The sequence below is a fragment of the Parvibaculum sp. genome (genome assembly GCF_049671045.1).
Lineage (GTDB): Bacteria > Pseudomonadota > Alphaproteobacteria > Parvibaculales > Parvibaculaceae > Parvibaculum.
In genome coordinates this window covers 106335-128284 of sequence record NZ_JBATUH010000018.1, presented here as the reverse complement: position 1 = coordinate 128284, position 21950 = coordinate 106335, and the positions used below count along the sequence as shown (strand labels likewise).

The following is a 21950-nucleotide window of genomic DNA, read 5'->3' as shown; positions in this document are numbered from 1 at the left end:
TGCGGCGCGGCAAGGGGGCGCTCTGGGCGGGCGTGGCGATCGTTCTGGCCGCCCTGCTCGCCATCTGGTGGATCTTCTGGCTGGTGGGAAACCAGCGGGATTTCGAGCTTCAGCGCTGGAAAGACCGGCTCTCCGCCTCGGCTTCGGGCGTCAGCGGCGCGGCCGGGGAGTGGATGTCCGAGCGCCAGCGCGCGCTGCGGAGCGCGGCCTCTAACCCTTCGGTGCAGATATATATGTCAGAGCTTGCGCTTGCCGGGTTCGATGGCAACCGCGTGGCCGAGGGCGAGGCGAAGCGGGCCATTGTCGGTAGTTATGTCGCCTCGCTCGGGCTGCGCGCGCCCTTCCGTCCGGTGGGCGCTTCCCCTGAGAGCCTGCCCGCAACGTCAGGCGGCGTCGCCCTTTTTGCTGCCGACGGCTCGCTCGTCGCATCGAGCCCCGGCTATCGCCCTTCCTTCGAGGCAATCAGGGGGCGGCTCGCGGAAGTGAAAGGCGAGGGCGGAGCCCTGCCCGTTTCCGGGGACGGCGGCGCGGCGATGGCTTTCGTCGCTCCGGTCCCGGCCATGCAGGCCCAATCGCCCGATGCCGCGCCGGTCGGCTACTTCGTCGCCGCCTCGCCCCTTGGTGAGGAGTTCTTCCGGGCGCTGGAGGCCAGAAGCGGCTTCGATGTAGGCGTCACGCTTCTCGACCGCAGAGCCGGGGGCACCTTCAGGCTCGACGGCCGCAAAGGCGGGGAGGCGGCCCGCCTGCTCAGCCCGGATGCGAAGGATGATGCCGGGCTTCTCGAGGCGGCGGGCGCCCCCGGCACGCTGCAGGCCGGCCCTGGCCCCGACGGGCGGATGGCCCTGCTGGTCGCAAGCCCCGTCGCCGGATCGTCCCTCGTCGCTGTCTCCCATGTGGATGGCGAGCTGGCGCTTGGCGGCATCACGGAGCGGCTCCGCACGCTTCTCCTGAGCCTCCTTTTCTGCCTTCTCGCGGTCATTGCCGGCGTTTTCGCGCTGTGGCGGCATGGCGTGAGCGTGAACGCCGTCGAGGCCGCGCGTGTCGCCCGCGCGCATGCGGCCGCGCTCCAGCGCCGCGAGCGCATGTTGCAGATGGTCGCCGACACCTATCCGGGCGGCCTCGTCCTTGCCGACCGCGACAAGCGCATCGTCTTCGCCAATGCCCGCTTTGCCGGGGAGGCAGGGGCCGAATCCGCGCTCCTCGCAGGCAGGCCGCTCCGCGCGGCGCTGCCGGCGGAGATCGCGGACGCCGCCATCCGCGCCACCGAGCAGAGCCATCGGCAGGGGCGCATCGTGAATGTCGGCGAAATCCGCGACTCGGGCGGGCGCGCCCTCTCGGTGACGGCCGCTCCCTTCAGAGGCGGCGATGAACAGGGCGGCGCGCTTCTGAGCATCGACGACATTACCGACGCGGTGGAACAGAGAGAGAAGAAGGCACGGTTCTACTGGGCGCTTACTGACCTTCTTCTTGACGCGATCGACCAGCGCGATCCGGGCGCCGCGGCCCATTCGCGCCGGGTAGCGGCGCTCGCAGCCGATCTTGCCCGCGCATCAGGCGCCGGACCCGAGGAAATCGAAACCGCGGAAATCGCGGGCGCGCTCCTCAATGTAGGCAAGCTCTTCGTTTCCTCCGAATTGCTGACGAAGGCGGGCGCGCTGGCGCCGGATGAAAGGTTGAAGTTTTCCACGGGCGGCAGGAAGTGGTTGAATTTGCTGGCGCAAGTTCCCTTCGATCTGCCGATCGGCGCCGTTCTGAGCGAGGCGCATGAACTGATGAACGGCACGCGCGCGCTCGACGATCCCGAGCGGCCGGTCAGGCGCGAGGCGCGCATCATCGTTGTCGCAAATGGTTTTGTCGCCCTCGTCAGTCCGCGTACCTATAGAACGCAAAATTCGCCGGCCGCCGCCGTCGCGGAACTGACATCTTCCGTGCTCATGGACCGGGACACGGTGGAGGCGCTGCGTGATCTCGTCGCGGCAGGGTGGGATTCGGGCGCCGCGCCGTTAACCACACGAAATTTTTAATCGGGTGTGGCCGTCCGGTCGCGCGCCTGTTGCTGGGCGACGATTCTGCTTCGGATTCATCCGCTAACTGTCTGATTCAAAAAAGATCGGTTGATTCGTCCACAGATGTTTTTCGGGCAACGCAAGTTCTTGCCCGCACGAAAGCATGCCTGTGGTGCGACGATTCATTCGTCCACCCCCCTTGATCGCAAGCAATTCGCAGGGTTATCTGTTGAAACGTTAAATTTTTCTTAAATATTTCTCGATGGGTCGCTGCATTTGCGGCCCGGACTTTCGGGGCTTGAGGGGCGGGGGAATGAAACTTCATCGCGTAGGCTGCGCCACCATCTTTGCTGTCGCGGGTCTTCTGTTCTCGGCCGGCGCCGTGCAGGCGGTCGATATCAACAGCGCCGTCAATCCGAGCCGTGAAGGCGAGAGATTGCGCCCGCAGCAGGAAGCACCGTCCGTTGGTGTTCCGATCGAAATTCCCGCAGGCCCCGAGCAGAAGGCGCCCGAAGGTGCCGCCGCGCATCGTTTCACCCTGACGAGCGTTTCGTTCGAAGGCAATGCGACGCTGCCCGATGCGACGCTCCAGGGCATCGCCAAGGACTATATCGGCAAGGAGATCTCGCTCGTGCAGGTCTTCGAGCTGGCGAGCCGCGTGACCGCCACCTATCGCGCGCAGGGCTACATTCTCGCCCGCGCCATCGTTCCGACCCAGCGCATCAATGACGGCAAGCTCCAGATCAAGATCGTCGAAGGCTTCATCGACAAGGTGACGATCGAAGGCGATGCGGGCGGCGCCCGCTCCCTCCTCGAGGAGCATGGCCGGCGTATCGCGGCGATCAGGCCGCTCACGGCCGAAGTGCTCGAGCGCGAATTGCTGCTCGCGCAGGACCTCGCCGGGTTCAGGATCCGCAGCGTTCTGACCCCCTCGGCGACGACGCCGGGCGCGGCCGATCTCACGCTTCTCGCCGAGCGTCATCCGTTCAACGCCTATATCGGCGTCGACAATCGCGGGTCGAAATATCTGGGCCCGATCGAGATCACCGGCGCGGTCTTCGCCAATGACGTGTTCGGCACGGCCGGCCAGCTCGGGCTGACGGCGGTGGTGGCGCCCCAGGGCGGCCCCGAGGTCGCATTCGGCGCGATCAGCTTCGATCAGCCGCTCAACGCTTCGGGCCTGCGCTTCTACACGATGCTCAGCCACACGCGCACGGAGCCCGGCTCCACACTGGCGCTGCTCGATACGCGCGGCCGCGCGACCACCTTCGAGGCGTCGCTCTCTTATCCCTTCATCCGCTCGCGCGATCTCAACGTCATCGTGCAGGGCGGGGTGACGAGCCGCGACTCCAAGTCCGACGACGCTCTCGTGAAGCCGCTCTTCAACGACCATGTGCGGTCGGTCAATGCGGGCGTCTATGTGAACGCCCTCGACACATGGGGCGGCTACTCCACGCTGTCGGCGAGCTTCACGCAGGGGCTCGACGTGTTCGGCGCCTCCACCATGTCGGACGCCAATCGCTCGCGCCTCAATGCCGATGGCAAGTTCCATCGCGTCAATTTCGAGGTGACGCGCCTGCAGCCGCTCATCACCGACGTCAATCTGCTGGTCGGCGCGATCGGCCAGACGTCGTTCGGAGACAGTCTTCTCTCTTCGGAACAGTTCGGCCTCGGCGGTCTCGTTTATGGCCGCGGCTACGACCCGTCGGAGCTGACGGGCGACAAGGGCCTCGGCGGCAAGGCCGAGCTGCAGTGGAACGCGATCGAGCGGGCGGATTTCGTGTCGGGCGTGCAGTTCTACGGCTTTTACGAAGGCGGCGCGGTCTGGCGGGTGCAGCCTCTGCCCGGCGAGAAGCAGCGTGAATCTCTCGCTTCCGCCGGCGTTGGCGTGCGTCTTGCAGCCTGGGACCGGGCAAAGCTCTCGCTGGAAGTGGCGAAGCCTCTGACACGAGTGGTCGCAGCCGAGGGAGATCGCGATCCGCGTGTGTATTTCTCGATGGGTATGTCGTTCTGAGTTCTGCGTTCCGATGTTGTGAAAGCAGATAGAAAACTCAAGCATTTATGAGGGGGTGGGCCGCGAGGCCCTGGCGTGAAATGGGAAACGATATTTTCAATCGTCGTAAGTTCAGCCTGCTGACTTCCACCGCATTGACGCGGCAGGCGGCAACTTTCAGCGCTCTCGGCCTCGCTTTCAGCGCCAGTTCCGCCTTCGCCCTCGATCCCAACGCGCTTCCGGTCGACCCGAATGTCGTCGGCGGCGCCGCCACCTTCAACCAGTCCGGCGCGACGCTGACGGTCAATCAGTCCACGAACCGAACGGTCATCGACTGGCGCAGCTTCGACATCGGCTCGAATGCGACGACGAATTTCGTTCAGCCGAATTCGTCCTCGATCGCCGTTAACCGCGTCAACGGCTCGGCCAATCCGACCGAAATCCAGGGCACGCTCAACGCGAACGGACAGGTCTGGATCCTCAATCCGAACGGCGTGCTCTTCGGCAAGAACGCGAAGATCGACGTCGCCGGCATCGTCGCCTCGACGGGCAACATCAACGTCCAGTCCTTCATGAGCGGCGACACGCGCCTCCAGCTTTCCGGCGCGGATGGCGGCTCGGTCACCAATGAAGGCGCGATCACCATTGCCGATGGCGGCCTTGCGGCCTTCGTGGCGCCTGCCGTCCGAAACAGCGGCGTCATCCAGGCGCGCGTCGGCAAGGTCACTCTGGCGGCGGGCACCACCTTCACGCTCGATCTCGCGGGCGACCAGCTGGTCGAAATCGGCCTCGGCGCCAATAACGCGCTTGTCGACCAGTCCGGCCAGCTCATCGCCGAAGGCAGCACCGTCAACCTGACGGCGAAGTCGGCGAGTGCCGTTGTCGATTCCGTCGTCAACGTTTCCGGCACCGTTCTCGCCTCGGGCGTGCATGAGGATGGCGGCGCGATCGTCCTCACCGCCGACAACGTCACCACCACGGGCGACGCCGTGCTCCGTGCCGATGGCGGCACGAACGGCAACGGCGGCGCGATCACGGCCTATGCCAACAAGTCGGGCAGCTATGACGGCACCTTCTCGGCGAAGGGCGGCGCGGAAGGCGGCAATGGCGGCGCCATCGAAACCTCCGGCAAGAAGGTCGAGATCGCCAGCACCATCTCGGTCAACACGCTCGCGCCCAAGGGCGAGACGGGCAACTGGACCATCGACCCCGACGATCTGACCGTTACCGATGGCGCGAATGCTGGGCCGGTCGACCCCGACGCCTCGACCATCACCAATGGCACGGTGGTCAATCAGCTTCTGACGACGGGCGTGACGCTCGCCGCAAACAATTCGATCACCGTCGATGGCGAGATCATCAGCACCGGCGCGGGCGATCTCGCCCTTAACGATCAGAACGCCGACGGCGATCTGACGATCAACCTCAACGCGACGATCAAGCTCGGCGCGGGCAAGACGCTGTCGGGCCAGGGCTCGGTGGTGAATGTCGCCAATTCCGGCTCGATCCAGAACGGCGTCGATGTGGCGAAGGCGGGCGGCGCGACGGTCAATGTCGCGGCGGGCACCTATGACGAGAACGTCACAATCAACAAGTCCGACCTGAGCCTCCTTTCAACGGATGGCCGCGACGCGACGAAGATCGTCGGTCAGGGCTCCTCGGCGCTCGGCACAGTCCTCATCGCTTCGGGCGCGAACAACGTCACCCTCGGCAGCATCGACCATGGCTTCGAGATCGTCGGCATCGACAACGCAAGTGCGGGTATCGAGTCGGCAGCGGTCTATTTCAAGGGCGCCAATTCGGGTTCGACCGTTGCCGGCAACCGGATCACCGCGAACGGCGATCACGGTCTGATGACCGAATACAATGCGGCCGTCACCAATCTCACCGTCGATGGCAACATCTTCGACGGCCAGACCTTCGCGGGTGCGACAGCGGGCGATCTCGGCTTTGCCAATCAGTTCACGGCCGCCAACGTGCCGCGCCAGCTGGTGGTCATCAGCGGCGGTCCGTCGGTCACGAATACGCAGAACATCACCTTCACCAACAATCAGGTGGTCGGCACGGCTGGCGGGTTGAACGGTTCCGGTCAGGAACAGGGCAATACGCTTGTCACGATCGACGCGGTGGGTGCCACGATCACCGGCAACACTTTTGCCGGTACGACGACCCGCTATGGCGATGCGCTCCGTGCCCGCGGCACGAATACGGTGGTGACGGGCAACACTTTCGACGGCGCCAATATGGGCGCCGGCACGAACATGCTGAACCTCACCAATTCGGCGCTCACCGGCACCTTTGCAGATGTGCTTGCCAACAACACATGGATCAACGGGTCCGTGTGGCTCGACCATGCCGTCGCCAACGTCAACTACGTCTTCCGCGGTATCCAGAACGCCGTTACGGCCGCATCGGTGAACGATACGGTCCATATCGGCGCGGGCACCTACACGCCCGGCATCTCGATCAACACCGCGGGGCTTACGCTCGCGGGCGAAGATGGCGCGAAGATCGTCGTTCCGAGCGTCGACCAGACGAATGCGATCGACGTCTGGGCCAATAACGTCACCATCAAGGGGCTTGAAATTGCCGGCCCGGCCGCAAACGAGTCCTACCTCACCTTTGCCTGGGGTTCGATCGTCACGCGCGGCATCGCCATTCACAATGGCGCGACGAACTTCACGATCACGGACAACTATATCCACGGCCTGCGCAACAACGTCCTGATCGATGGCCGCAATACTGGCTCTGTCACGAACAACATCATCGACAATTCCAAGAGCGGCATCTCGGTGCAGTACACCGATGCCGGCGCGGGCAATTCCGAAGGCTATGCCATCGATATCTCCGGCAACAGCGAGGGCGAGTATGGCAACGAATGGGGCATGAACACCCATTTGAACGGCCACTATGTCGGGGCGACCTATTACAACAACAGCCAGAAGATCGCCGCTGACGCGCCGCTGAGCGTGCAGCAGGCGCTCCTTGCCGCCAGCGCGGCGAATGGCGGCTGGACCGTTCAGGATCAGGCGTACAGCAACTCGAACCGCACCGCCGTCGTCGTCAGCACGTCGGGCTCCAACGCCAATCAGGGCAGCGCGCTCGGAACGCTCCAGACCATCGAGGCGGGCGTCAAGGCGGTGGTTGCCGGCGGCACGGTCTATCTCAAGGACGGCACCTACGTCGTCGACAGCGCCAATGGCTATAGCTATGGCTATCTCGCCATCAACAAGAGCCTCAATCTTGTCGGCGAGAGCGAGGCGGGCACCATCATCGACGCTCACGGCGCCTCGTCCTATGGCCTGCGCGTGATCGGCGGCACGAGCGACGTCAACCTCAGCGACTTCACGCTTTATGGCGTGGTGGCCTCAGGCGGCTACGGCATCAAGGTCGAGGACTCGCAGAACGTCAACATCACCAATGTCACCAGCAAGGGTGCCTACAAGGCGCAGATCGACCTGAACGGCGTGCGCGGCGGCACGCTCGACAACGTCACCGCGGACGGCACGCCGAGCGCATGGGGCTCGGGCTCGACCAAGGGCGCTGCGATCGCGATCACCGACAGCCAGAACGTTCTCGTCAAGAACTCGTCGACCAATGGCGGTTCCTATGGCGGCCTCGCGATCTACCAGTCGAACAAGCCGAGCGGCTATTCCTACCAGGTCGACAACGTCACCATCGCCGCGTCCAACACCTATGGCGAAGCGAATCCCGTCTATATGGAAGACGAATCCGCGACCAATAATTTCGGCGCGGTCACCGTCGAGGGCTTCGATTACATCGCCCGCAACACGAACCCGGCGGATGCCTATACCTGGTTCCAGAAGACGCAGCAGGGCGCAATCGACGTCGCGGCACTGGCTGCCGGCTATGTCGAAGGCTGGCTCGGCTCGGCGGGCAACAATGTCTTCACCGTCGGCTACAACACGGCCGGCACGATCGCCCTGTCGATCAATAATGCGATCAACGCGGCCTCGAACGGCGCGACGATCAATGTCCTCGCGGGCACCTATGGAGCCTTCGGAACGTCGTTCGGCGGCGCATCTGATGTGACAATCCAGAGTGCCGACGGTGCTGTTATCGATGGCACGGGTCTGACGGGCCGCATCATTGATCTGCGCGCCGACGGCACAACGCTGACCGGCTTCACCATCAACGGCAATGGCAGCGGTGTGGGCGTCTCGATCTCGGGTCGAGATGTGACGGTGGCCGACAATACGATCAATGGCACGCTGACCGGCGTTCAAACGACCACGCAATATGCTGCCGGCAATGCAACGATCAGTCGCAACACGATCGATACCGCTTATGGCATCAGCCTGCAGAACACCGGAAACACCGTATCGGAGAATAATGTGACGGCGTCGGCGGAAGGCGTCGGCCTGCTCAAGGGCGCCAACACCTTCACCGATAACATTTTCGACATCGGCGCCAGCGGCAATGCCATGGTGCTCTATGGCGCCGCATCCGCGAACGACCTGAACGCGGCGCGCAACACCGTCAACGTTGCGGGTGGTGCGCTGCAGGGTGCCGTCAATCTCGCCGGTACGGACGGCTATCTCAACCTTGCCGCTGGCAACTACACGCTGGCTTCGACCCTCGGCATCAGGAACAGCGGCCTGACGCTGGCCGGTGCGAGCCGCGATACCACGATCATCGACGGGCAAGGCGTTTCCGGCTATGGCATCGATGTAACCGCGGATGACGTTACGCTCAGCGAATTCACCTTCTACGGTCCGGCGGCCGATACCGGCGCGTCATATGGCATCAAGGTGCAACCGGCTTCGGGCCTCGCTTCGGATCGTGTCCATAACTTCACGATCCGGAATGTGACGAGCCGGGGCGCGGGGCGGGCCGAACTCGATCTTAACAGTGCCGTCAACGCCACGATCGATGGCTTCATCGCCGATGGCCGCAAAGTCGGGTCCGAAGTCGGCACCAAGGGTGCCGGCATCCAGATCACGGATAGCGACGGCGTCACGATCCGCAACAGCTCGACGATCGGCAATCTCTGGGGCGGGGTCGCACTCTACCAGAAGAACGCCTATTACGATCAGCAGACGACCAACATCTCGGTCGAGGCGAATAACGACTTCACGGAGCTGAACCCGCTCTTCATGCAGGACGAATCTGCGTCCAAGGATTTCGGAACGCTCGATCTGCAGGGCTACAGCTTCGCTGTTGCCAACGCGAATGGCCGTGCGGACGGCCTCGGTGGCCAGTTCACCTGGCTGCAGAAGACCCAGCAGGCCGCAATCGACTTCGCGCTCGGCGCGGATGGCATGCTCAACACCTCGTCGAGCACCGTTCAGGGCTGGGATGGCTCGGCCCGGACGAACACCTACACGGTCGGCACGAACGGCGTTCAGGCGATGTCGGTCAACGCCGCGATCAACGCCGCCACCACCGGTGCGATGGTCAATCTGCTGTCAGGCGTCTATGACGAAGCTGTCACGGTCAACAAGGGTCTGACGCTGCAGGGCGCGGATGCGGATGATAGGGCTTCGCTCACCAAGGGCATCACGCTCAGCGGCAACATTTCCGATGTGAGCCTCAAGAATCTCGACGTCAAGAATGCCGGTGCGGCCAGCGGCAGCTTCATTATCCGGGCGAGCGGCACCATCAACGGTTTCTCGATGGATAACGTCTCTGTTGACGGTCAGAACGACGCCGGGCTGCACGGTGTTGGCGGGTCGTCAATTCTGGGTGATATTTCCATCACGAATTCCGAGTTCAAGAACATCGGCAACTGGGCTGTGTTCGACAATTCGTCCGGCGGCTCCGGCCGCAATGTCACGAGCTTCGTCTTTACGCACAACATCGTCGACAACGTGAAGGGGGGGATCGCCGTTCGTCAGGTTGACGGCGGGACCGGCTCCATCACGATTGAGAACAATACAGTCAGGAACATCGGTGACAGCACGCAGTCGTCCGGCGGTATCTTCAAGATCTTCAATGCCGGGACTGTCAATTTTGCCGGCAACACGATCAGTGACATTGGCACCAATGCCTCGGTGTCGAGCGATGGCGAGAACTACGGCGCGGCCCTCCTTGTCCGCGGCGTCGACACGCTGAATGTGACCGATAACAGCTTCACCAATGTCCATATGGCCGTGGCTGTCGAGAAGGGGAAGGCTGCGCCTGGCCAGACGACCTTTACGGGCAACGCATTCGACAACAATGGCTACGTGTTCTTCATGCCTGGCGACGCGCTCGATGGTGGCAACGTCACTTTCGGCACGGGCAACGAGATCACCTCTGGCGCGGATACGGTCCAATATATTGTCTGGCGCAATAGCAACGCGCTCGACCTGACCGGCGTGCAGTTCAATGGCAAGCTCGGCTCGCAGATGACGGATGCCGAACTCTTCGCCACCGAAGATCTGATCACGCATGGCGCGGATCTGGCTTCCTCGGGCCTTGCGACCGTGAAAGCCGGAAACGTCTATGTCACGACCGGTTCGGGTTCGGTACAGCGCGGTATCGACAAGGCGGCATCCGGCGATACGGTCAATGTCGACGCGGGTACCTATAATGAAGACCTCGTGGTCGATGACGCGCGCAACATCGCCTTCAACGGCTCGACGCTTGACAGCCTGACGACCAATGTCGCCACCGCGATCGGCGGCAGCGTAACGGCTGCGGGCGGCTTCCTGCTCAATGCCGCGACGACGCTTCTCTCCGACACGGTGCTGAACGGCGCTGTGACGGCGGGCACCATCGACGGCACGACGGCTGGCGGCCAGTCGCTGACGATCAATGGCGGCAGCGGGGCGGTCACGCTTGGCAATCTCGGCGCGACGACGCGTCTCGGCGCTGTCAGCGTCACCGGGACCGGCATGACCACCTTCGACGGCAACTTCTATGTCGCGAACTCGCTGCACTTCGGCGGGCCCGCGACGCTGACAAAGGCGCTGACGACCTTCGACACCTCGGCGGCCGGCGGCGATATCACTTTCTCCGGTCCGATCGTCGGAACGGCCGATAGCGCCCAGAGCGTTGCCTTCCTCGCCGGAACGGGCACGGGCGGCGCCAATGGCGACATCAGCATCCAGAACGCAGGCACCGACAGCATCTGGCTCGGCTCGGTGACGGTGCGCGGCGACGACTTCTCGGGTGCGACGGTCTATGTCGGCGGCGACTACAACTCGCTGCTGACCGGCGACCAGACCTTCACGACGGACACGCTGCACACCAAGGGCTCGGTGACGAGCACCGTTGGCGGCGACGCCACCGGCCCGATCGTCTCGGGCGGCAATGTCGGCGTGAATGCCGGCGGCAACTTCAGTGGCAATGTCACGGCGCCGACGGCCGAGATCCATGGCAACACGATCACCGGCACGTTCAATGGCGGCACGCTCACGCTCTTCGCCGACAACGGTGTCGACGTGATCGCCAATGTGACCGCGCTCAACGTGACCTCGCCCAGCGGCAACATCGACGGCAGCTTCTCCACCATCAATACGGGTGGCAGTGGCCCGCTCATCGTCAATGGCCAGACGCGCACGGGTAACAGCGCGACCGATCCCAACCAGATCGTCGTCGAGGGCTTCACGCTCCCGGCCGGCACGATCATCACGCCGAGCGGCGAGATCATCCTGCCGAGCGGCATGATGATCGGCCTCGTCAGCCCGGCGGCGGGCGGCAGCGCGCAGGGCGGCAAGCCGAAGGTCATTCTGGTCCACAGCGTCCAGAAGCTCGGCGAACTGCTCGCCCAGGGTTATGTCGCCATCATCGTCGATCTCTCCGGCAACAAGGACGAGGAGCAGGAGATCGCCCTGGCGCAGTAAGCGCACCGGGGCGGGGCGGGCCGCGGGCCCGCTCCCTTCCGAACGACGCGACTTTTGAGCCGGCGGGCGCCTCAGGGCCCCGCCGGTTTCCTTTTTCGGCGGCGTTGGACCCGTCCCGTCCACCGTCGGGCGTGGCTAAACAGCAGCTCCCGAAAGGGGGATTTACAGATTCTCATTTGCAAGTGTAATGTAGATTACATTACAAACGACAATTCGCGATTTTCCGCTCCCCAGAGTGGCCGGTTCGTGCCGGGGCCAGCCGCTTCGTTCCCTCTGCAATCTCAACGATCTGGTGATCCGATGCGTGGCCGACTGAAACTTGCCCTGATCCTGGTGGCGGGCTTGCCCCTTGCGCTCGCGGGTTGCGATGACAATGGGGCGACGCAGGCCTGGCCGCCGGCGGAAGTCGGCTTCGTGACCATCGAGCCGCAGCGGCTCGAGCTTTCGGCCGAATTGCCCGGCCGCACCAATGCGTACCGGGTCGCCGAAATCCGCCCGCAGGTGAACGGCATCATCCTGAAGCGTCTCTTTGAAGAGGGCGGCACAGTGAAGGCCGGGCAACAGCTTTATCAGATCGACCCGGCGCTCTACCGCGCGGCCTATGATTCCGCGCGCGCCGCCCTGGCCAGAGCCGAGGCGAATGCGAAGGTCGCCCGCGTCAAGGCCGCCCGCTACAAGGATCTCGTCGCCGTCAATGCGGTGAGCCGGCAGGAATATGACGACGTCGCCGCGACCCTCGCCCAGAGCGAGGCCGATGTCGCCGCCGCGAAAGCCGCGGTCGACACAGCGCGCACCAATCTCGCCTACACCAAGGTCTTCGCCCCGATCGGCGGACGCATCGGCAAGTCATCCGTCACCGAGGGCGCGCTGGTGACGGCGAACCAGCCGACCGCGCTTGCCGTGGTGACGCAGCTCGATCCGATTTATGTCGATCTCACGCAGCCGAGCGGCGATCTTCTGCGCATGCGCCGCGACATCGCGGAAGGTCGCGTCGAGGCGCCGGATGGCGGCACCGCGAAGGTCACGCTGCATCTCGGCGAGGGCGAGGCGAGCTTCGGCGAAACCGGCAAGCTCCAGTTTTCCGATGTCACGGTCGATGAAGGCACGGGAACGGTGAGCCTTCGCGCCGTCTTCCCCAATCCGCGGCAGGAGCTTCTGCCGGGCCTCTTCGTGCGCGCGACGGTCGAGCAGGGCGTGCTGCGCGAGGCGATCCTCGTGCCCCAACAAGGCGTCGTCCGCAATCCCGACGGCTCGGCCGCGGTCTGGCTCGTCGGCGCGGATCACAAGGCGGAGCGCCGGGAAGTGAAGGCAGTTCGCGCCATTGGCGACAAATGGCTGGTGACGGAAGGGGTCGCCGCGGGCGACCGCGTCATCGTCGAAGGTCTGCAGAAAGTCCAGCCCGGCGCCGAGGTGAAGCCCGTGCCAGCGGGCCAGACCGCCGCCGCTTCGAAGGCGGCACCCGTGGCTGACTGATCATTCTGGCGCCGGCGATGCCGGGGCCGAGCAAGGCGCAATTTCCTCATGGCCAATTTCTTCATCGACCGTCCCGTCTTCGCCTGGGTGATCGCCATCGTGATCATGATCGCGGGCGCATTGTCGATCCTCCGCCTGCCGATCGAGCAATATCCATCGATCGCGCCGCCCTCGGTCACGATCACCGCCGTCTATCCGGGCGCCTCCGCAAAGACGCTCGAAGATACGGTCACGCAGGTCATCGAGCAGAAGATGAACGGCGTCGACCATCTGCGTTACATCTCCTCGACGAGCCAGTCGTCGGGCATGGTCAATGTGACGCTCACCTTTGACCCCGGCGCCGATCCCGATATCGCGCAGGTGCAGGTCCAGAACAAGTTGCAGTCGGCACTGCCGCTGCTTCCCCTCGAGGTGCAGCAGCAGGGCGTCACGGTGGCGAAGGCCGCGCGCAACTTCGTCATGGTGGTCGCCTTCATCTCGACCGATGGCAGCATGAGCGAGGACGAGATCGCGGACTATGTCGCCTCGAACCTGCGCGACCCGATCAGCCGCGTGAACGGCGTGGGCGAGCTTCAGCTCTTCGCTCCCCAGCATGCGATGCGGCTCTGGCTCGACCCCAACAAGCTCAAGAGCTATGCGCTGACGACGACCGATATCGTCGCCGCCGTCAAGGCGCAGAATGCGGAGATTTCGGCGGGCCAGCTCGGCGCTCTGCCTGCCGTGCCCGGACAGCAGATCAACGCCACCATCATCGCGCAGACGCGCCTCGAAACGCCCGAGGAATTCGGCAACATTCTGCTGCGCGTCAACAAGGACGGGTCGCAGGTCCGGCTGAAGGATGTCGCCCGCATCGAACTCGGCTCGGAGAATTACGGCTCCATCAGCCGCTTCAACGCGACGCCGTCGGCAGGCTTTGCGGTGATGCTCGCCACGGGCGCGAACGCGCTCACCACCTCCGATGCGGTGCGCGCGCGCGTCGCGGAACTCGCGCCCTTCTTCCCGAAGGGGCTCGAAGCGAGGTTCCCCTATGACACGACGCCCTTCGTCCGCCTCTCGATCGAGGAAGTCGTCAAGACGCTCGCCGAGGCGGTGGTGCTGGTCGTGCTCGTCATGTTCCTTTTCCTGCAGAACATCCGCGCGACGCTCATTCCCGCGATCGCCGTTCCCGTCGTTCTGCTCGGTACTTTCGGCCTGCTCTCCGCCTTCGGCTTCTCCATCAACACGCTCACCATGTTCGGCATGGTGCTCGCCATTGGCCTTCTCGTCGATGACGCGATCGTCGTGGTGGAAAACGTCGAACGCATCATGACGGAGGAGGGCCTGCCGCCGAGAGAGGCCACACGCAAGTCGATGGGCCAGATCACGGGCGCGCTGATCGGCATCGCGCTCGTTCTTTCCGCCGTTCTCGTTCCAATGGCCTTCTTCCCCGGCTCGACCGGCGCGATCTACCGCCAGTTCTCGATGACCATGGTGTCCGCCATGGTGCTCTCGGTCATCGTCGCGCTGGTGCTGACGCCCGCGCTCTGCGCGACCATCCTGAAGCCGGTTAAGAACCATGGCGTGGCGAAGCGCGGCTTCTTCGGCTGGTTCAACCGAACCTTCGATCGCGGCGCGAAGCGTTATGAAGGCGCGGTGAGAAACATCCTCGGCCGCATGGGGCGCTATGCGGTCATCTATGGCGCCATCGTTCTGGTGCTCGGCGTGCTTTTCATGCGCCTGCCGACCTCGTTCCTGCCGGAGGAGGATCAGGGCTTCATGATGGCGATGGTCACGACGCCGCCCGGCGCGACGGCGGAACGCACGCTCGAAACCATGAAGCTGCTGGAGCATCACTTCCTCGTCGAGGAGAAGGACAGCATCGAGGCGATGTTCTCCGTCGTCGGCTTCAACTTCGCTGGTCAGGCGCAGAATGCGGGCATGGCCTTCATCAATCTGCGGCCTTTCGAGGAACGCAAATCATCGAGCCAATCGGCCTTTGCGGTTGCCGAGCGTGCGATGCATGTCTTCGGGGGCTTGCGCGATGCGATGGCTTTCGCCTTCGTGCCGCCGGCCATTCTCGAACTCGGCAATGCGTCCGGCTTCGACTTCCAGCTCGTAGATCGTGCCGGGCTCGGTCATGAAAAACTCATGGAAGCTCGCAACCAGCTTCTCGGCATGGCGTCGCAAGACCCGGTGCTGATGGCGGTGCGTCCGAACGGCCTCGACGATACGCAGCAATTCCGTATCGATGTCGATCATGAGAAGGCGGCCGCTCTCGGCCTCTCGCTCAACGACATCAACGCCACGCTGGGCGCCGCCTGGGGCTCGGCCTATGTGAACGACTTCATCGAGCAGGGGCGCGTCAAGAAGGTCTATCTGCAAGCGGATGCGCCCTTCCGCATGCTGCCCGAAGACATCGGCCGATGGTATGTAAGAAACGCTTCGGGAGACATGGTGCCCTTCTCCTCCTTCGCGACGACGCGATGGACCTACGGCTCGCCGCGCCTTGAACGCTATAACGGCGCCTCGTCGGCGGAGATCATGGGTTCGGCCGCGCCCGGCAGAAGCTCGGGCGAGGCCATGGCCGCGATGGAGCGGCTCGCGGAGAAGCTGCCAGAAGGCTTCGGCTTCGAGTGGACGGGCCTGTCCTATGAGGAGAGGCTCGCGGGCCAGCAGGCGCCCGCGCTCTATGCGCTGTCGATCCTCTTCGTGTTCCTGTGTCTCGCGGCGCTTTATGAAAGCTGGTCGATCCCCGTTGCTGTTCTTCTCGTCGTGCCGCTCGGCATCATCGGCGCTGTCCTTGCGGCGACGCTGCGCGGTTTCTCGAACGACGTCTACTTCCAGGTCGGCCTCCTCACTACCATCGGCCTTGCCTCGAAGAATGCGATCCTCATCGTCGAATTCGCAAAGAGCCTCTACGAGAAGGGAACCGACCTCGTCGAGGCGACGATGGCGGCGGCGAAGCTCCGCCTGCGTCCGATCCTGATGACGTCGCTCGCCTTCATTCTCGGCGTCTCGCCGCTGGCGACGAGCACGGGAGCAGGCTCCGGCAGCCAGAATGCCATCGGCACGGGCGTCATGGGCGGCATGATCTCCGCCACGATTCTCGCCATCTTCTTCGTCCCGCTCTTCTTCGTCGCCGTGCAGCGCGTCGTCGAGCGCAGGCGGAAGAACGCAGGCGCGGCGGCCCCGCAGGCGGATATTGGATGAGCGAGGATTGCACGCGATGAAAAAAATCCTGATCCCCGCGCTTTCTTCCGCGCTCCTTCTCGCCGGATGCTCGCTCGAGCCCGATTACGCGCGCCCGGAAGCGCCGGTGCCGGCGGCCTGGCCTTCGGGACCCGCTTATGATGGCGCGGCGGCGACCCGAAAGCTGGATGGCCGGCTCATGGCCGATCTCGGCTGGCGCGAGTTCTTCCGCTACGAACCCTTGCAGCGCGTCATCGAAACGGCGCTTCGGAACAATCGCGACCTGCGCGTTGCCGCACTCAACATCGAGCAGGCGAGGGCGCAATATCGCATCGAGCGCGCGGCCCTCGTACCGAACCTCACAGCCGATGCGTCAGGCACGCGGGCGCGCACGCCCGCCTCGCTCTCGGCGACGGGGCAGGCGATGACGACATCGCAATATGCAGTGCAGGGCGGCATCGCGGCCTATGAGGTCGATCTTTTCGGCCGCGTGCGAAGCCTGCGGAACACGGCGCTGGAGGAGTATTTCGCCACCGCCGAGGCGCGCGACGCCGTGGAGATTTCGCTCATCGCCGAGGTCGCCAATGCGTGGCTCACCTTGCAGGCGGATCGGCAGCTTCTTGCGCTGACGGAAGAAACGCTGGCGACGCAGGAAGAATCGTTCCGGCTGATCGGCAGAAGCTATGAGAGAGGCGTCGCCTCCAGGCTCGATCTAGCTCAGGCGCAAACCTCGGTCGAGACGGCGCGCGTCAATCGCGCGCTCTATCTGCGGCAGGTGGCTCAGGACCGGAACGCGCTCGCGCTTCTCGTCGGCGCGCCGCTCGACGATGCCGCCCTGCCGGATGGTGCGATGGTGGGCGTGGAAAGTTTCGTCGCTGATCTCCCGGCGGGCCTTCCCTCCGATCTCCTGCAACGCAGGCCCGATATTCGCGAGGCGGAGCACAGGCTGAAGGCGGCCAATGCGAATATCGGCGCCGCGCGCGCGGCCTTCTTTCCGAACATCACCCTGACCGCGAACGGCGGCACGGCAAGCAACGCGCTTTCCGATCTCTTCGCCGCGGGAACGGGCGCCTGGCTCTTTTCGCCCGCGATCAGCCTGCCGATTTTCGACGCGGGGCGGAACCAGGCCAATCTCGATGCGGCGAAAGCGCAAAGGGATATTGGCGTCGCCCAATATGAAAAGACGATCCAGATCGCTTTCCGCGAGGTCGCGGATGCGCTCGCCGGGCGCGGCACATTCGAGGATCAGGCCAAGGCGCAGGCCGCGCTCGTCGCCGCCGCGGATGAAAGCCACAGGCTGGCGAAGCTTCGCTATGACAAGGGTATCGACAGCTATCTCAATGTGCTCGATGCGCAACGCTCCCTGTACGGAGCGCAGCAGGCTCTCATCGGCATCGAGCTTGGACGCCTGAACAATCTCGTCACCCTCTACAAGGTTCTCGGTGGTGGCCTCGACCGGATGGAGGCTGAAAGAGAATGATGATGGTCAGTGGCGCGGAGAAGAAAGCCGAGCGGCCGAAGAAGCCGAGCCGGCGCGAGGTCAGGCAGCGCGCCATTCTCGAAGCGGCCAATGCGCTCTTCCTCGAAAGGGGCTACGGCGCGACCAACCTGACCGATATCGTCAAGGTGTCCGGCGGCTCTCTTGCGACGCTTTATGAACTCTTCGGCGGCAAGGCTGGGCTCTTTCGCGCCATGATCGAGAAGGAATGCGCGGAGTTCTTCGAGTTTCTGGAAAGCGAAATTCCGTCCGGCCTGCCACCGGAGGAGACGCTGCGCGCCTTCGCGACGCGCTTCGTCGAGGAAGCCTTCGCCGAGGAAGGCGGCTCGCTGATGCGCCTCATCGCGGCTGAGGCTGTGCAGTTTCCCGAGATCGGCGTCGACTTCTACAATGCGGGCCCCGCCGCCGCCCAGCGCATGATCGCGGGATTTCTGCGCAAGGATTTCTGGACCGGGGTGCTCAGCATCGACGATCCGGACGAGGCCGCGGCGACTTTGCTCGCCATGCTCTTCCATCACTATCAGATGCGCCAGATCTGCGGCCTGCCGCTGAACCTGACACGCGCCGGGATCGACCAGCATGTCGAGCGGGTGATCGCGAGCTTCATGAAGGTTTACCGGGCGGCGGAGAAATCTCCCTCGGCGTGAAGCCGGGCGCGCGCCCGTCCGATCGCGGGCTCGCGCAGCCGCAGCTTCCGCCGCTGGCGCTCCTCGACAAGACAGCCGATGAGCACGATGACGGCAAGAAGCATCAATGCAATGTCGGCGAGTCTCGGCATGATCGTTCTCCTTTCCGCGCGCCGGATACGGCCCGGCATGCGCGACGGGATCGAGATTGCCAATGCGCGCTTGAACTGGCGCTGAATGAATTGGGGCCATTTGCGGGCGCAATCGGGGCGGCATCGGGACGCTCCCCGGACCCGCACCGTTCATCCGCCATTCAGGCGCGGCCTGCTATCCCTCTCGCAACATGAGGCGCGTGGCGATGGCGAAGGTTCGCCGTCCTGCCGCCCCGCGACGGAGGCGATCATGACGAATTCCCCGAAGACCATTCGCAAGAAGGCGGCCGTGCTTGCGCTCGTCGCTCTCACCTCGGCCGCGCTGCCGATGGCGCCCGCTCTGGCGGATGGCCGGCACGGGCACCGGCCCCAGGGCTGGGGATGGGATGGCGGACGCGGCTACGATCGCGGCTATGATCGCGGCGGCTGGCGCGGCCATGGCGGCTACGACCGGCACCGCGATCGCGACGACGGCGCGGCCATTGCGGTCGCGGCCGGTGTCGGCCTTCTTCTCGGCGCGGCTCTGATGTCGCAGCCACAGCCTTCCTATTACACGCCGCCGCCCAGCACGGTCTATGCGCCGCCGCCGGCTTCCTATTACGGCCAGGCGCCGATCGAGGCCTATCCCGCTTCGGACGTCTACCGGACGGACTCCGGCCAGTATTGCCGCGAGTACCAGTCGACGATCAATGTCGGCGGCCGGTTCCAGCAGGGCTATGGCACGGCCTGCCTCGGCGAGGACGGCGCCTGGAGGGTGGTCAACTAAAGAGGTCACGCGCTGCCCGAAGCTGGCGTAAATTGGGGCATGAATCGCGAGGAGGCAGCCCCAGTGACAATAAAAGTGACCGAATATGTTTTCAGCCCGCCCCCGCCGGTCGCCGTGCCGGTGCGGGGACGGGCCGAGATGTTTCCGCTGCGCCGCATCTTCTGCGTCGGCCGGAACTACGAGGCTCATGCCCGCGAGATGGGCGATGTCGCCGACCGCGAGGCGCCTTTCTATTTCAACAAGTCGGCGCATGATTATGTGGCGTCCGGCGCGACGATCCCATATCCGCCGGGTACGGACAATTTCCATCACGAGATGGAACTTGTCGTCGCCATCGGAAAGCCAGGCTTCCGCATCGCGCCCGAAGCGGCGCTCGATCATGTCTTCGGCTATGCCTGCGGGCTCGATATGACGCGGCGCGATCTGCAATCGGCGCTTCGCGAGAGACAGCGGCCCTGGGATCTCGCTAAGGATTTCGAGAATTCCGCCGTCCTCTCCGAAATCGCACCCGCCGCTTCGGTCGGCCATCCCGCGAAGGGCAGGATCGAACTCGCCGTCAATGGCGAGGTGCGGCAATCATCGGATCTGAGCTTCCTCGTTCATCCGGTGCCTGCATTGATCGCGCATCTTTCGCGCTTCTATCACCTCATGCCCGGCGATCTGATTTTCACCGGCACGCCGGAAGGTGTCGGCCCGGTCCGGCCCGGCGACCGCCTCGAAGGGACCATTGAAGGCGTCGGCACCATCGCCCTCCTGATCGGCGCGGCGGAATAGCGCCTCGCGATTTATCCCCGCCGCGCAATGCTGCGCCAGACTGGCCCCGGATCAACGGGCGCCATGGCGCCGCAATGCGAGGATGGAGATATGGCTACGATCTTGAATGGCGCGACGGCGAATGGCGCCTCGGCGCCGGTCGAATGGACGGGCGGCACTGGCACCTTCTGGGCGTGGGGCACGTTCGGCGGCGCGACCGTCACGCTGGAGGCGAGCCCCGATGGCGCGAACTGGTTCGCCGTCGGCCCCGCCGTGACCTTCGCGCAGAAGGGCGTCGGCGGTTTCGCGCTCGGTCCCTGCAAGCTGCGAGCAAGCGTTTCCTCGGCCTCCGGCACGACGAGCGTGTCGGCGATCCTCTGAGCTGCGGCGGAAGGCCGGCGGGGAGGCGGCCGCCAAAACCGCTCACCCGGGCGCGGCCCGCGCTCTAGGATGGGCGATGCGGGGCCGGCGCCCCCCGGCCTCGCGCTGGCGCTCGTTTCCATATTCATCCCGGCGGTAGATCGGAGCGCGAATGTGGCACGCAGGTCGGAGCAATCCCGGGAACCCATTGCGCTGGGGCGCGGCCCTTCAGTCGGTGGCGGGCAGGCAGGCGCAGTTGCGTTTCGCGGTCCGCATGATGACGGCGGGCTTCCTCTCATTTCTCATCGCGGGCCTGCTCGGGCTGCCGCAGGGCTACTGGGTCCTGTTTTCGGCCGTGATCGTGATGCAGAACAATGTCGGAAGCTCGCTCAAGGCGGCGGCGGACCGGCTTGTCGGCACGATAGCGGGCGCCCTGGTGGGCTTCCTCGCGACGCTTGTGGTGACGCATGACCTTCTTCCCGAAGCTCTCATGCTGGCATGCGTGCTCGGGCCGCTCGGATTTCTCGCCGCAAGCCATCCGAGGTTCAAGGTCGCGCCGGTCAGGGCGATCATCGTTATTCTGAGCCGCACGGGCCAGGAGCCCGCCTTCTGGCTCGCGGTCGAGCGCGTGATGGAAATCATACTCGGCGGTGTCATCAGCGTGGCGGTGGCGCTGCTCGTGCTGCCCGCCCGGGCCCATTCCGATCTTGCCGAGCACGCGAGCCGCCTCATCGCGCTGCTGGGAGATGTCTGGAAACTCGAACTGGAAAGCCTGACCGGCGCGGGCGACGCCTCGACCATGGGGGCGAGGCTTCAGTCGGTCAACGACCGTATCCGCGCGGCGGTCGCCGCCGCCGAGGCATCGGGCGACGATGCGCAGCGCGAGCGAGCCGCGCTGCTGACGGAATCGGACGATCCCGATCCCTTGCTCCGCACGCTCAGGCGCCTCAGACACGATTTCATTCTTGTCGGCCGGGCCAGCGCCACGCCTCTACCCGCGCCCGTGCTCGAACGGCTCGGCGCGCCGCTCGCCCGCATCGGCCGGACGCTCGATGCGGAACTGGTGGCGCTTGCCGCGTCGGCCAAGGGGCGCACAGTGCCGCCATTCTCCGATGAGATGATCGCGGCGCTCGACGACTTCGCGTCGGCGCTTCAGCGTTTGCGCGGCGAGGGACTGCTCGAGCAATTCGGACCCCAGGCGGCGGGAAGCCTTTTCACTCTCGGCTTCGCCTTCGAAGAGTTGCGGCGCGAGGTGCCGGACCTGCGCAACCGGCTTGCCGAATTCGTGTTACCCGCCCGTCCGAAAGGCGGCATCTGAAAATGGGGCGTCCCGGCTGCCGCGCTTCCGCTTGCAGCCGGGACGCA

12 protein-coding genes are annotated in these 21950 nt (G+C 64.7%); 11 read left to right on the top strand and 1 reads right to left on the bottom strand.

The genetic code is table 11. The features are described 5' to 3' along the window. The 7 genes from WBG82_RS02500 to WBG82_RS02470 form a co-directional block, all read left to right on the top strand. Positions 1-2024, top strand: a 2024-nt coding sequence (locus WBG82_RS02500; RefSeq protein ID WP_424420947.1) for an HD-GYP domain-containing protein, incomplete at its 5' end; no start/stop codon positions are given. A gap of 295 nt (positions 2025-2319) precedes the next feature. Then, entirely contained in the window at positions 2320-4020 is a 1701-nt protein-coding gene (locus tag WBG82_RS02495) for a ShlB/FhaC/HecB family hemolysin secretion/activation protein (RefSeq protein WP_424420945.1), read from the top strand. Between the two features lie 80 nt (positions 4021-4100). Beyond that, on the top strand, positions 4101-11789 hold the full coding sequence (locus tag WBG82_RS02490) for a beta strand repeat-containing protein (protein WP_424420942.1): 7689 nt from the start codon (positions 4101-4103) through the stop codon (positions 11787-11789). A gap of 300 nt (positions 11790-12089) precedes the next feature. Next, positions 12090-13262, top strand: coding sequence for an efflux RND transporter periplasmic adaptor subunit (locus tag WBG82_RS02485; RefSeq protein ID WP_424420939.1), 1173 nt, complete (start codon positions 12090-12092; stop codon positions 13260-13262). A gap of 48 nt (positions 13263-13310) precedes the next feature. After that, entirely contained in the window at positions 13311-16451 is a 3141-nt protein-coding gene (locus WBG82_RS02480) for an efflux RND transporter permease subunit (RefSeq protein ID WP_424420937.1), read from the top strand. 16 nt (positions 16452-16467) lie between these two features. Continuing rightward, positions 16468-17910 carry an AdeC/AdeK/OprM family multidrug efflux complex outer membrane factor gene (gene adeC / locus WBG82_RS02475; protein WP_424420934.1) on the top strand — a complete coding sequence of 481 codons (1443 nt, stop codon included), beginning with the start codon at positions 16468-16470 and terminating at the stop codon, positions 17908-17910. Further along, complete coding sequence (locus WBG82_RS02470; RefSeq protein ID WP_424420931.1) at positions 17907-18575, top strand: TetR/AcrR family transcriptional regulator; 669 nt, start codon at positions 17907-17909, stop codon at positions 18573-18575. Before adeC ends, WBG82_RS02470 begins: the two co-directional genes overlap by 4 nt. Here WBG82_RS02470 and WBG82_RS02465 read toward each other — a convergent pair. Beyond that, complete coding sequence (locus WBG82_RS02465; RefSeq protein WP_424420929.1) at positions 18542-18706, bottom strand: hypothetical protein; 165 nt, start codon at positions 18704-18706, stop codon at positions 18542-18544. The two genes, WBG82_RS02470 and WBG82_RS02465, sit on opposite strands and share 34 nt — an antisense overlap. A 250-nt stretch (positions 18707-18956) precedes the next feature. Here WBG82_RS02465 and WBG82_RS02460 point away from each other — a divergent pair, with 250 nt between their 5' ends. From WBG82_RS02460 to WBG82_RS02445, 4 genes are all read left to right on the top strand, one after another. Further along, complete coding sequence (locus tag WBG82_RS02460; protein ID WP_324300992.1) at positions 18957-19472, top strand: hypothetical protein; 516 nt, start codon at positions 18957-18959, stop codon at positions 19470-19472. A gap of 63 nt (positions 19473-19535) precedes the next feature. After that, a complete protein-coding gene (locus WBG82_RS02455; protein ID WP_424420926.1) occupies positions 19536-20246 on the top strand; it encodes a fumarylacetoacetate hydrolase family protein in 711 nt (236 codons plus the stop codon). A 90-nt stretch (positions 20247-20336) separates the two neighbouring features. Further along, positions 20337-20606 (top strand): hypothetical protein, encoded by a 270-nt coding sequence (locus tag WBG82_RS02450; protein WP_424420924.1) that lies wholly within the window; start codon positions 20337-20339, stop codon positions 20604-20606. Positions 20607-20757: 151 nt separating this feature from the next. After that, positions 20758-21903: an FUSC family protein gene (locus WBG82_RS02445; RefSeq protein WP_424420922.1), complete on the top strand. Its 1146-nt coding sequence runs from the start codon at positions 20758-20760 to the stop codon at positions 21901-21903. The last annotated feature ends 47 nt before the right edge of the window (positions 21904-21950 follow it).